The sequence below is a fragment of the Argonema antarcticum A004/B2 genome (genome assembly GCF_023333585.1).
GTDB classification, from domain to species: Bacteria; Cyanobacteriota; Cyanobacteriia; order Cyanobacteriales; family Aerosakkonemataceae; genus Argonema; species Argonema antarcticum.
In genome coordinates, this window is record NZ_JAIQZN010000093.1 from 15,714 (window position 1) to 28,222 (window position 12,509).

At 43.6% G+C, this 12,509-nt stretch carries 13 protein-coding genes; 9 read left to right on the forward strand and 4 right to left on the reverse strand.

Translation table 11 applies throughout. The annotated features are described in order from the left end of the window. Positions 1 to 199: 199 nt before the first annotated feature. Both LAY57_RS28415 and LAY57_RS28420 read left to right on the forward strand, forming a co-directional pair. Entirely contained in the window at positions 200 to 1,339 is a 1,140-nt protein-coding gene (locus tag LAY57_RS28415; RefSeq protein ID WP_249070535.1) for a DUF262 domain-containing protein, read from the forward strand. Next, a complete protein-coding gene (locus LAY57_RS28420) occupies positions 1,336 to 1,986 on the forward strand; it encodes an MAE_28990/MAE_18760 family HEPN-like nuclease (protein ID WP_249070536.1) in 651 nt (216 codons plus the stop codon). Before LAY57_RS28415 ends, LAY57_RS28420 begins: the two co-directional genes overlap by 4 nt. Before the next feature lie 16 nt (positions 1,987 to 2,002). On the opposite strand, the gene LAY57_RS28425 is transcribed toward LAY57_RS28420, so the two are convergent. Both LAY57_RS28425 and LAY57_RS28430 read right to left on the reverse strand, forming a co-directional pair. Next, positions 2,003 to 2,173: a penicillin acylase family protein gene (locus LAY57_RS28425; protein ID WP_275994385.1), complete on the reverse strand. Its 171-nt coding sequence runs from the start codon at positions 2,171 to 2,173 to the stop codon at positions 2,003 to 2,005. Between the two features lie 292 nt (positions 2,174 to 2,465). Beyond that, positions 2,466 to 3,503 carry a 1,9-bis(guanidino)-5-aza-nonane synthase gene (locus LAY57_RS28430; RefSeq protein ID WP_249070537.1) on the reverse strand — a complete coding sequence of 346 codons (1,038 nt, stop codon included), beginning with the start codon at positions 3,501 to 3,503 and terminating at the stop codon, positions 2,466 to 2,468. Positions 3,504 to 4,106: 603 nt separating this feature from the next. On the opposite strand from LAY57_RS28430, the gene LAY57_RS28435 reads away from it, so the two are divergent. The 3 genes from LAY57_RS28435 to LAY57_RS28445 all read left to right on the forward strand — a co-directional run bounded on the left by LAY57_RS28435 (position 4,107) and on the right by LAY57_RS28445 (position 6,390). Further along, on the forward strand, positions 4,107 to 4,247 hold the full coding sequence (locus LAY57_RS28435; RefSeq protein WP_249070538.1) for a hypothetical protein: 141 nt from the start codon (positions 4,107 to 4,109) through the stop codon (positions 4,245 to 4,247). A gap of 53 nt (positions 4,248 to 4,300) precedes the next feature. After that, positions 4,301 to 5,548, forward strand: coding sequence for an ornithine--oxo-acid transaminase (gene rocD / locus LAY57_RS28440; protein WP_249070539.1), 1,248 nt, complete (start codon positions 4,301 to 4,303; stop codon positions 5,546 to 5,548). 68 nt (positions 5,549 to 5,616) lie between these two features. After that, complete coding sequence (locus LAY57_RS28445) at positions 5,617 to 6,390, forward strand: cobalt-precorrin-6A reductase (RefSeq protein ID WP_249070540.1); 774 nt, start codon at positions 5,617 to 5,619, stop codon at positions 6,388 to 6,390. Positions 6,391 to 6,572: 182 nt separating this feature from the next. Here the strand turns inward: LAY57_RS28445 and cbiE are convergent, their stop codons facing one another. Next, positions 6,573 to 7,781 carry a precorrin-6y C5,15-methyltransferase (decarboxylating) subunit CbiE gene (gene cbiE / locus LAY57_RS28450; RefSeq protein ID WP_249070541.1) on the reverse strand — a complete coding sequence of 403 codons (1,209 nt, stop codon included), beginning with the start codon at positions 7,779 to 7,781 and terminating at the stop codon, positions 6,573 to 6,575. A gap of 361 nt (positions 7,782 to 8,142) precedes the next feature. Here cbiE and cobG point away from each other — a divergent pair, with 361 nt between their 5' ends. Genes cobG through cobJ form a run of 4 tightly spaced genes read left to right on the forward strand, consistent with a single transcriptional unit; the run spans position 8,143 to position 12,363 of the window. After that, positions 8,143 to 9,606: a precorrin-3B synthase gene (gene cobG / locus LAY57_RS28455; protein ID WP_249070542.1), complete on the forward strand. Its 1,464-nt coding sequence runs from the start codon at positions 8,143 to 8,145 to the stop codon at positions 9,604 to 9,606. Then, positions 9,603 to 10,232, forward strand: coding sequence for a precorrin-8X methylmutase (locus tag LAY57_RS28460; protein WP_249070543.1), 630 nt, complete (start codon positions 9,603 to 9,605; stop codon positions 10,230 to 10,232). Before cobG ends, LAY57_RS28460 begins: the two co-directional genes overlap by 4 nt. Continuing rightward, positions 10,229 to 10,933 (forward strand): precorrin-2 C(20)-methyltransferase, encoded by a 705-nt coding sequence (gene cobI, locus LAY57_RS28465; RefSeq protein WP_249070544.1) that lies wholly within the window; start codon positions 10,229 to 10,231, stop codon positions 10,931 to 10,933. Before LAY57_RS28460 ends, cobI begins: the two co-directional genes overlap by 4 nt. After that, positions 10,930 to 12,363, forward strand: a complete 1,434-nt coding sequence (gene cobJ / locus LAY57_RS28470; RefSeq protein ID WP_249070545.1) for a precorrin-3B C(17)-methyltransferase — start codon at positions 10,930 to 10,932, stop codon at positions 12,361 to 12,363. The genes cobI and cobJ overlap by 4 nt, the downstream gene beginning before the upstream one ends. A 26-nt stretch (positions 12,364 to 12,389) precedes the next feature. On the opposite strand, the gene LAY57_RS28475 is transcribed toward cobJ, so the two are convergent. Continuing rightward, positions 12,390 to 12,509 (reverse strand): transposase (locus LAY57_RS28475; RefSeq protein ID WP_249070550.1); only part of this gene is annotated, 120 nt, incomplete at its 5' end.

Here is a 12,509-nt window from a genome sequence, read left to right on the forward strand (position 1 = left end):
TTGTAGGGTGCGTCAGACGAAGTTATAGATTGATAGAATAAGGTTTTTGGCCTCTGACGCACCCCACCATAATGTGCTAAAAAAGTTAGCTATTGTCTGCGCTATCATGTTTTCTGCTCCTCAGTTAGTGATATAATATTTGAATATTGCTATTCTGGAAGGATAGCTATACATAATAACACTTAGGACTTCTTAAGCCATGCCTCTACAAGAAGAAATTGACAAAACAAGGCAAGAAATTCGCACAGATGGATACTCAATGTCTATTGGCGAGTGGATCAGTCTTTATGAAAACAAAGAGATTGACATTCATCCTGAGTTTCAAAGATTTTTTCGCTGGTCAGACCATCAAAAATCAACTTTTATAGAATCAATTCTTTTAGGCATACCGATTCCCCCAGTTTTTGTTAGTCAAAGAAATGATGGTATTTGGGATGTGATCGATGGTTTACAGAGATTATCAACCATATATGAATTTGTAGGTCTTTTAAAACCAGATAATGAAGAGCAACAAGAGGATAATGAAGAGCAACAAGAGCAAGATAAATCTTTTGTCGCTTTACAAGAAACCACATACTTGCCTTCCTTAAAAGGTAAAAAGTGGGACGATCCAGACGATAAAGATAACTCTTTAACTCAAACACAACGTTTATTGATAAAGCGAGCCAAAATAGCAGTCAATATTGTTGAAAAAGAAAGTGATGAAATGATTAAGTATGAGCTATTTCAGAGACTAAATACAGGAGGCTCAATTGCGACACCACAAGAAGTAAGAAATTGCATTCTTTTAATGTTGAATAAAGATTTATATAATTTGATGCGTTCACTTGCCGATCGTGAGTCATTTAAAAGCTGTATTGCTTTGAGCGATAGACTCTATGAAGAACAGTATGATATGGAATTAGTATTGCGTTTTATTCTTCTATTCGATCAAGATGATGAAAGTATTAAAACTTTGGGTGGTGATGTGAGCGAGTTCCTAACTGCTAGAATGCGTGAAATGGCGCTTAACAAAAATTTGGATTACAGCCATATAGAGAATGCGTTTGATGTCACCTTCAATATTCTTAATCAAGCTATGGGAGATAATAGCTTCAAGCGATATAAATCGGAAGGTGACAGATTTCTTGGCGGCTTTCTATTATCTGCCTATGAAGTAGTAGCACTAGGAATTGGATATAACTATCAAAATCTAGTTCCAACAGACAAAATATCTAATTGCATAAAAAGTATTTGGTCAAATCAAATTTATCAAAAGTGGTCGGGAGCTGGGGTGAATGCTGCAAGACGTTTACCCCATCTTATTAAGCTTGGTAGAGAGGTATTTTCCTCTTTATGAGCATCCGAACTGTTGAACAATTAAGTGATAAGCTGTCTGCTGATCTTGCTTGGCGAAAGAAAGAACTTTCAGAAATTAAATCTTTGGTAGAAGCAAAAAATGTTTCTGACCAAAGACATAAAGTATTAGTTAGGAGTGGAGTATGTATTCTCTATTCCCATTGGGAAGGTTTTGTCAAATTAGCAGCCAACTCTTATTTAGAATATGTTAGGTTGAGAAGGCTTACCTATAACCAGCTTTCTAGTAATTTTTTAGCTTTGGCGATGAAAGAAAAACTGAAGGAGGCAAAAGAGACAAATAAGCCATCATTGTATATCCCTGTTTGTGACTTCTTTCTTTCCGAATTAGATCAAAGATGTATCTTACCTAAAGATGCAATATCTACTGCATCGAACCTCTCTTCTGAAATTTTAAAAGAAATAACTGATATTCTGGGAATAGATTTTTCATTGTACTCTACCAAGTCGCAATTAATCGATACTAAGCTGTTAAAGACAAGGAACGAAATTGCACATGGTAATTATTTGGTTTTTGATCGAGAGGAATATATAGAGTTACATAGAGAAGTTATAGCAATGCTTGATATATTTCGTGACCAGATAGCAAATGCAGCTATCGAGAAAAAATTTATGCGGAACTCACCTTAAAATTGAATGTTGCGTGCTACGGAGGTGTCAGAGTTAGGCGTGCTTTTCTATTAGCTTCCACTACAGTCTGTTCCCAAGTCCAGGGTTGATATTGAATCTTTCGCCAGGGTTCAATCATATTATCATAGTTTGGATGGAAGGCATGACCGGACTGGCCTGGAGTGTGGATAGTGAGAGAGTTTTGCAGGTTACGTCAGTTTAATTTATGAAAAAAGAGCCATGACCATCTATTTTGAAGTTCTCCCTAAATTAGGTAATACAAATAGCTCAAAGAATTAAACTTAGAAGGTGTGACAGTTCAAGGACGCTAACCGATTTGTGATTTTGGATTATTAGTTTTTAGTTAGTACAGTGGTCGGGCGAAGCATTGCGGAATTAATCTTAACTCAAAACCGAAACGTTAATTCCGCAATGCTAATGCCTACGGCACGCACTCGCGTTCGCCCCTACATAATCTTGTAGCCCGAAAGGAGTCAGCGCTACGAAGACACCAGCTGAGGTTGGTCGAACAATTGAGCCAGACGATGCACCGATCGATCGCGCCAGTTACCTTTGCCATAAGCATAGCCAGCAATCAACGGCAACGCTACCGTCGCTTCCGAAAACACCATTTGTTCGACATTCTTGTTGACTTTTCCCCATGAATGTGCTTCTCTCAAAGTGGAACCAGATAATGCGCCGTCGCGTTCATCTGCTACCGTCACTTGAATGGTATATTTGTGCATTGTTGCGTCAAATCCCAACATTTCGGCAGCAACAACCGTGTCTTGGGCAAAGTTCTTGGGTACACCGCCACCGATCATTACCAATCCGGTATATTTAGAGGCAAGTTTGCACTGAGTCAACTCGCGGAAATCGCTCACCGAGTCTATGGTAAGATAAGATTCCGGTGAATTCCACTGGTGATGTACCAAACCAAAGCCCGCCGAACAATCACTGAAAGCAGGTACGAAAATCGGCACTTGATGTTGATAAGCAGCTAGTACAACCGATGGCGTATGTGTTTGGCGTTTTTCCAGGTATGCACCCATTTCGCGAATGAATTCCCGCGAAGAATAGGGGCGCTTTTCCAGGGAATTGGCAATTTCGGCGATCGTCATATCGCACACCCGCAGTTGATCTTCATCAATGTAGGTGTCGTAAATGCGATCGATCCGTTCCTGGCGCAGTATTTCGTCATCTGCTAAAGGATCTCCCACATAGTGACGAAAACCTAACGCTTCAAAGAAATCCTGATCTACGATATTTGCACCAGTGGAAACGATCGCATCCACCATATTATGCGTAATCAGGTCATGCACCACATTTTTCAATCCAGCGCTAAACAAAGAACCTGCTAAACATAGGATAATCGCACAATCGGGATCTTGGAGCATTTCATCGTAAATTTTCGCCGCCCTTCCCAAGTTGCGTGCTTGAAATGCCATGTGACTCATGGACTCTACTAAGCCCACAACATCAAAAGCTTTAATGTCAATTGGGCGCACAATTTCTTGCAATAAATCCTGCCGATTCATTACTTTCTCCTGAATCTAATTAAAGTACAAAACACAAACTACGAAACGCACATTGACTAGCGGTCGATTAAGCTAGTAGCCCCGTACTAGGCGCTTCGCAGTGGTCGTACCAAGAAATAGCAGGATCGGATTGCCGTCGCTTGCTTAAGCGAATATGGAGATCCCAAACTTCAGTATAAATGATGGATGGATTCGCCAATTTAGCTTTTTTACACCTCGCATAAGTCCGCTTTTTCAACATAGCAGATTAGTTTTTAATGGCAATCCCCTTGGAGGGGATAATCGGAATTTTGGCCGGGGAAAGGCTGAATGGAATCGAGCTTGACTCTGGTGTTCCAATCGTGTTAGATTGAGATTTATGAAATAAAGTGATAACCAGTTGCCAAAAATGAAGATTGTTTGCAGCTAGCTCCCCAGGAGAAAAAGGCTGGCAAGCGTCCTAATCAAAGGTCGGCAACTTTGTAGGTCTTCGCACCCGACCGGGGCAAATGATAGAACAGTTAACACCCGTGATTCCCAAACAAGTAAGACTCCTCGCCCAGGTTGAGTGGGCGACAGGTTTCACTCATCTGATTTGACCTGCGCCTTTGGGCTAAAAAGTTTTTGATTTTGCTAATTATAGCGATCGATCTGGAGAACAGAGATTCTCCGGCATATATCTTGTGCGATCGCGAAGCATCTTATCAAAGAAAATCGCTCTGCCGTAAGGTAGAACTGATTTTTACGCAAGTAATGAACTATTAACTGATAGTTCGTAGTTGGGCTTGAGCTTCATTCACTCACAATTTAGGAGAATTATGCAAACGATCGTTCCTGCTTCCATTTCATCAACTCCTGTGGTTCTGGATGCCCAACACCACATTGACCTGGAAACCATTTATGGTGCTGACAATTACCATCCATTGGATGTAGTCATCACCAAGGGGCAGGGAGTCTGGGTGTGGGATACTGAAGGTAAAAAATATCTCGACTGTTTGAGTGCTTATTCTGCTTTGAATCAAGGGCATTGTCACCAGCGAATTTTGCTGGCGATGGTAGAACAAGCCAGTAAAGTGACGCTGACTTCTCGCGCTTTTCGTAATGACCAGTTGGGCAAGTTTTATCAAAAGCTCTCTCAGATTTCTGGATTGCCGAAAGTCTTGCCAATGAATTCCGGTGCAGAAGCAGTAGAAACAGCAATTAAGGCAATTCGCAAGTGGGCATATACGGTGAAAGGCGTACCCGCCAATCAAGCTGAAATTATCGTATGTAGCAACAACTTTGCCGGACGTACTATTAGTATTGTCAGCTTTTCGACAGAAGAACAATATCAATATGGTTTTGCACCATTCACTCCAGGGTTTAAGGTCGTTCCCTATGGGGACGCGGCGGCTTTGTCAGCGGCTATTACACCCAATACAGCCGCCTTTTTCCTAGAACCAATTCAAGGCGAAGGGGGCATTATGATTCCCCCTGATGGCTTTTTGAAGCAAGCAGAGTCTATTTGCCGCCAGAACAATGTGCTGTTGGTATTTGATGAAATTCAAACAGGGTTGGGACGCACGGGTAAGATGTTTGCGTTTGAGTATGAAGGTGTGAAACCGGATGGAATTACGATCGGTAAAGCGCTATCAGGTGGTTTCTATCCCATATCTGCGTTTTTGAGTACCAATGAAGTGATGGATGTGTTTAATCCGGGCGATCATGGTAGTACGTTTGGGGGAAATCCTTTAGCGGCGGCGATCGCGATCGCCGCACTAGATGTAATTGTAGATGAACAGTTGCCCGAACGAGCGGCTGAATTGGGCGATTACTTTATTTCCCAATTGCAGGGAATCGCCAGTCCCCATATCGAAGAAGTCCGGGGACGGGGATTGCTGATAGGCGTGGAGTTGAAACCGGAAGCCGGCGGTGCAAGGAGGTTTTGCAAGGCGCTGATGAAGGAAGGCATTCTCGCCAAAGAAACCCGTGAGGATATTATCCGATTTGCACCGCCGTTGGTGATTACGCGATCAGAATTAGATTGGGCATTAGAGCGAATTGAACGGGTTTTAATGGCGAGTTAGTTAGCCGTTGAGATCAACCCGGTTTCTTGGAGAAACTGGGTTTCTCAACTTCGGATTGGCAATTCTATATGACTAATAACAAAAGAGTATTGATTTTAGGGGGAACGGGAGAAGCGGCGGCAATAGCCGCTAAAATTGAGGAAATTCCGGGTGTGGATGCGATCGCGTCTTTTGCCGGTCGGACTCAGCAACCTGTTACTCTCAGAAACCCGGTTTCTTTGAGAAACCGGGTTTCTATCCGCACCGGCGGTTTTGGGGGTGCAGCGGGGTTAGCAGACTATCTGCGCGAGGAACGAATCGATTTTTTAATTGATGCCACCCATCCCTTTGCCGCGCAAATTTCTTTTAATGCCGCTAAAGCTGCCGATGAATCTAATATTCCTCGATTAATGTTAGTTCGTCCGGCTTGGGAAAAAGTGCCGGGAGATAATTGGATTGAGGTGGAAAGTAATCAAGCAGCGGCGAATGTTTTACCTGGGTTAGCGGAACGGATATTTCTCACCATTGGTCGGCAAGAACTCTCAATTTATACACATTTAAAAGATATCTGGTTTTTGATGCGGATGATCGATCCACCAGCACCAGATGTGCCAGTACCACCGGGAAAATTACTGTTGGAACGGGGGCCTTTTTCCTTGGAGTCAGAGCGATCGCTTTTGCAAGAGTATAAAATTGGTGCGATCGTCAGTAAAAATAGTGGTGGTGATGCCACATATCCCAAAATGATCGCCGCAAGAGAGTTAGGAATTCCAGTGGTGATGGTGCAACGTCCATCTGTTCCTGAAGGGGAAAAAGTGGCTGATTTTAAAAGTGTCGTAGAGTGGTTGGAGAAAAAGTTATAAGTATTCAGAAACCCGGTTTCTTTGAGAAACCGGGTTTCTAGCTTTGTAGGTTGGGTTGAGGCACGAAACTAGGGCAAATGCGTTGGGTTTCGCTCGCGCAAGGGCCCAACAAAGCAAAGAAATGGCGAAGGTATTGATTCAGAAACCCGGTTTCTTTGAGAAACCGGGTTTCTAGCATACGATTATGGCTTCACCACAGTCCACTGCGTTACTGGAGCCATTGCTTTCCAGCCTAAAAACTTGCCCACAGGTTCGGCTCTTTGAATGCCAATGCGGATCAGTTCTCCACCTAATTTATTATGCCACTGAAATAACATCAATTCGCTTTCCACTGTCACAGCATTGGCAACAAGACGACCGCCCGATCGCAGTGCTGACCAACAGGTTTCAAATAAGTCTGGTACAGTGATACCACCACCAATAAAAATAGCATCGGGTTGAGGTAAATCTTTGAGGGCGATCGGTGCTTTTCCGGCTACGATTTCGAGATGGGGAGTTCCCAAGGCAGTGGCATTATTGGCAATGTATTGTAATCTAGTCGGATGATGTTCGATCGCCATACCCCGGCAACGGCGATCGCTCCGCATCCACTCAATACCGATTGAACCACAACCTGCCCCCACATCCCACAACAGTTGTCCGGGTAAAGGAGCCAATGCAGTGAGAGTAATAGCACGAACTTCTCTTTTTGTCAACTGTCCGTCGTGGTGATAGGCAATATCGGGAAGTCCGGGGAGGCGAGGCGCGAGGGTGAGGGGTGAAGAGGAAATGCAGGTAATGGCGATCGCATTCAAATCTGCGACATCTGTGGCATTCCAAGATGAGGCGATACCTTCAATTTGGCGTTCTCGCGTTCCCCCTAGACGTTCTAAAACGATGATGCGACTATCGCCAAAGCCCTGAGCGGTGAGAATTTGGGCTGCGATCGCCGGAGTCTGTGCATCGGCACTCAATACTAACAATTTAGCACCCGGATAAAGCACCGCATTCAACAAAGCCGGAGGGCGACCGCATAAACTTAGAGTTTCCACCTCTGTCAGCGACCACCCCAAACGACTACAGGCAAGACTGAAAGTAGAAGGAGATGGAATAATCGTAATTTCGGTAATAGGAATGTGACGAGTGAGGGTAACGCCAATGCCATAGCACATAGGATCGCCACTGGCCAAAACACAGACAGCTTGACCGCGACAGCGAATAATCTCATTAACTGAGTCATGTATGGGAGAAGTCCAGAAGAGTTTTTCTCGCCGATCCTCTGGGGGTAACATCGCCAAATGACGTTCACCGCCGACAATAACAGATGCGAGAGATAGGAGACTTCGCCCCACCGAACTTAACCCATCTAACCCATCCTCGCCAATTCCTACAATCGATAGCCATTTCTCCATGAAACCCTTATCCGCCGAAAATTGAGATTAAGTAGGGTGCGTCAGAACCTTGAAATTAGCACTCCTCACCTAAAATTATCGTGTCTGACGCACCCCACAGACCAAAGAAAGTTTGAAAATTGAGTTTGTGCCACATCACTTGTGCTATACTGCTTGAGCTTGCCATTGGGAAAGTCCGGTGCGATTCCGGTACTGTGCCGCAGCTGTAATCGAGTCAAAAGCAAAAAGCAAAAAGCAAAATTCTTTCTTTTGCATTCTACCTTTTACCTTGTTAGTCAGAATGCCAACTGCAAGCTTTTTAAGAGTAGATAGAAACCTTGTTTCTCACTACTTCTCTGCGTCGCATGGAGAAAAAACAACTGTGAATTGGTTAGTTAAACCGAATGTTTGTCCGGGGTTATTTTACGGAACCCCTGCCCAAGATGGGTTTTTAATTCGCATCCGCACCCCTGGTGGATGGCTCAATTCTCAACAGGGAAAAGCGATCGCTACTTTGCTCGAACAGTGGAATAGTAAACTACAAGTTACTAATCGGGCAAATCTGCAAATTCGTGCCGTTCAAAAATCACCCACTTTAGAAGACTTTCAAACCTTACAAAAATTAGGTTTAGCCGCCTCTAATCCCCGGATCGATCACCTGCGTAACATCATGTGCAGTCCCACCGCCGGAATTGACTGCCAAGAATTAATCGATCCTCGCCTATTAGTACAAAAATTGGATAATTTTATTCAAAATCATCCGTCAATTGCCGAACTTAGTCCTAAATTTAGCATTGGGATTGATAGTGGTGGTGCAGTAGGAATTGGGAGTCGTTCGACTATAGCCTGGGAACACCGCTATAACGAAATTCAGCTATCAGCAATTGCCCTGGAAAATCAGCCAAATTTAACTTCTGGGATTTACTTCCGATTGGCACTCGGAGGCGATAAACAATTGTATGATACCAACCTGGTAATCGAGCCGGAAAATTGTTTATCTGTGGTGGCAGCCCTAGTAACGGTTTATCTGGATTATGTCAAACAAAACCCATCTGTAAATGGGAAAAAAACCCGCATGAAACACTTGCTAAAAGATTGGGGAATAGAAAAATATCTCGAACAAGTTAACTGGCAATTAGAGCATCCTGCCCAAAAATCCGGTTTCTCTGAAATAAACCGGGTTTCTACTCCTTTACCAACATTAACAACTCAACCCTATTCTCATCTGGGGATTCATGCTCAAAAGCAAGCAGGATTATCTTATATTGGCTTAGGGTTAAGATTAGGACAATTGACTGCGGCTCAACTATTGGGATTAGTGCAACTGTCTGAAACTTTTGGTAGCAGTCAGTTGCGATTAACTCCTTGGCAGACTATTTTACTCCCGGATATCCAGAATGAAAAAGTGTCAGATTTGTTGCCAAAATTGACATCATTAGGATTATCGATCTCTAGTCGATCAGATGCGGCGATTGTTGCCTGTGCTGGCAAACCAGGGTGTGCAGCAGCGGCAACTCAAACTCAAATTCATGCTTTAATATTGGCAGATTATCTGAACGATCGCTTAACCTTGAAGTCTCCTGTCAATATTCATTTGACAGGTTGTGCTAAATCCTGCGCTCAAGCGAGTCCGGCAGAAATTACGCTTTTGGGAACTACAATTGAGCAAAATGGCGAAAGAGTTGAAGGCTATCAAGTCTATGTTGGCGACGAGAAAGAGTCGTTAAAATATCAAATTTTCGAGGGAAGTTTTGCGGATATTCCATTCATGATAGAACAATTTTTGCGTCAGCCTAATGGGGTTGAGAATCCATCAATAAATCTTGGAAGAAGGCAATTGATATGAGCGAATACATTCGTAATGGCGACGAGATTTATCGGAAATCTTTTGCGATTATTCGCGCCGAAACTAACTTAGAAAATCTATCCGATGATTTAGCTCATATTGCGGTTCGTCTAATTCACTCCTGTGGCATGACAGATATTGTACAAGAGTTAGAAGCGTCAGCCGATGCGGTGAAAGCCGGACGAAATGCCCTCTCTGAGGGTGCATCAATTCTCTGTGATTCTCAGATGGTAGCTAATGGGATTACCAAGGCTCGTTTGCCCAAAAATAATCACATTATTTGTACTCTGAATAATCCAGAAGTTCCAGAGATCGCACGTCAAATTAATAATACACGATCGGCGGCTGCTTTGGCATTATGGCGACCCGATTTAGAAGGAGCAGTAGTAGCAATTGGCAATGCACCTACAGCACTTTTTCGTTTACTAGAATTGCTAGATGAAAGTGTACCAAAACCCGCACTGATTCTAGGCTTTCCCGTTGGATTTGTGGGGGCAGCAGAATCAAAAATAGAATTAGCGTCAAATAGTCGCGGAGTACCATTTATCACCCTGCACGGGCATAGGGGTGGAAGTGCGATCGCGGCAGCAGCAGTAAATGCGTTAGCAAAAGAGAATGAATTATGACTCAATTAGGAAAACTTTACGGATTAGGAATTGGCCCTGGCGATCCCGAATTGCTGACGCTAAAAGCACACCGGATTTTGACAACTGTTCCGGTGATTGCTTATCCCACCTTAGAAAATGGCAAAGTTTTCGCACGGGCGATCGTCGCTGAGTTTATTCTTCCGCATCAGATTGAAATTCCGATGCCATTACCTTTTAGTGTAGAGCGAAGTTCTCAACCCTATTACGATATTGCCGCAGAAAATATTGCCGAACATCTGAGTGCAGGGCGAGATGTGGCGGTTTTGTGTGTAGGCGATCCGATGCTGTATGGCACTTTTATGTACATCTTTAATCGCTTATCTGAGCGGTTTTTGATTGAAGTAGTACCGGGAATTTCTTCGGTGATGGCAAGTGCGGCTATGCTGGGCGTTCCTATTACTTATCGTAATGATGTATTCAGCATCATGCCTGCTACATTAGAGGCTGAAATATTGCGCGATCGCCTTGCCGTTGTCGATGCTGCGGCGATTATTAAATTAGGCAGACATTTCGCCAAAGTTCGCCAGATTCTTGATGAATTAGGGTTGTTGGATCGCGCCCTTTACATCGAACGCGCCACCTTGCCCAATCAACAGATTATTCCCATTACCGAAGTCGATCCAGCAGCGGCTACCTACTGGGCATTAATTCTGATTCCTAGCAAAACTCAGCCCCAATGAAACCACCAGTCATTGTTATTTTGACAGAAACCAGTATTCCCGTTGCTCGTCAAATTCAAATTGCACTCCCGGAAGCAGCATTGTATGGCTTAGAGAGTCGCACCCAGTCGGCTGATTTTACTTATGCTAATTTTGGCGAAACGGTGCGAGAATTTTTCCAGACAGGAACGCCAATTATTGGGATTTGTGCGGCGGGAATTTTGATTCGCACTTTAGCACCTTTATTAACAAATAAGTGGCAGGAACCCCCTGTCTTGGCGATCGCGGAAGATGGAAGTGCCGTGGTGCCTTTATTGGGAGGTTTACAAGGTGTTAACGATCTCGCTCGTCAAATTGCCGAACTGTTGCAAGTTTCCCCGGCTATTACAACCACTGGCGATATTAGATTTAGAACTGCCTTATTATCGCCGCCATCGGGTTATCAGTTAGTTAATCCTGATGATGCCAAGACATTTATTTCTGATTTGTTAGCAGGGGCAAAGGTTAAATTAATTGGTGAAGCTGATTGGTTGCAAAATAGTCAGTTAGCGATTTCACCAGAGGGAAACCTGACGATTGAGATTATCGAAAAAAATAACCTAGAATTGGCGAAACCTAGTCCAGATCGTTTGGTTTATCAGTTTGATGGGAGAAACCTGGTTTCTGTCGGCGACTTGGAAACCAGGTTTCTGAGTCAAGGTAAATTAGCAATTGTGGGGACGGGACCAGGAGCAATTAATTGGATGTCTCCCGAAGTCCGAGAATTGCTGGAAAAAGCAACCGATTGGGTGGGTTATAAAACTTATTTAGATTTGGTAGAATCGCTGCGGAAACCGGAGATTGTTCGCCATGAATCTGATAATCGGGTGGAACTCGATCGCGCTGAAATGGCTTTAGATTTAGCCGCGCAGGGGCGATCTGTTGTGTTAGTGTCTTCTGGCGATCCGGGAATTTATGCAATGGCATCGGCAGTGTTTGAGGTATTGGAAAAAAAGGCAAAACCGGAATGGGAAGCGATCGATATTCAAGTATGTCCGGGGATTTCGGCGATGCAAGCGGCAGCGGCGAGTGTTGGCGCACCTTTAGGACATGATTTTTGTGCGATTTCGCTATCAGATATTCTCAAGTCTTGGGAAGTGATTTCCCAGCGGATTGAGTTGGCAGCTAAAGCAGATTTGGCGATCGCTTTCTACAATCCTGTTTCTAAACAACGGACTTGGCAACTGGAGAAGGCAAAAGAGATTTTGTTACAATGGCGATCGCCCCAAACTCCTGTTATTCTAGCGCATAATTTAGGGCGGAAAGGGCAAACGGTGACAGTGAAATTGCTAGAACAATTGGCAGTTGAAGATGCTGATATGCGAACCGTCATTTTGATTGGATCGAGTAAAACTCGGATTATTCAGCAAGGTGAGAAAAAGCAATGGGTTTATACCCCACGTCACTACTGATGCACGAAAGGACGGCTCTTCCGTACTTAGTGTGCTAAAATGTTATGAAAATGCCATAAAAGTAAAGCCCGTATTTCAAAATTATTAAAATTTCTAAATCCAAATCCACAACGTTTTAACAATTTTAATTTATTATTAATTCCTTC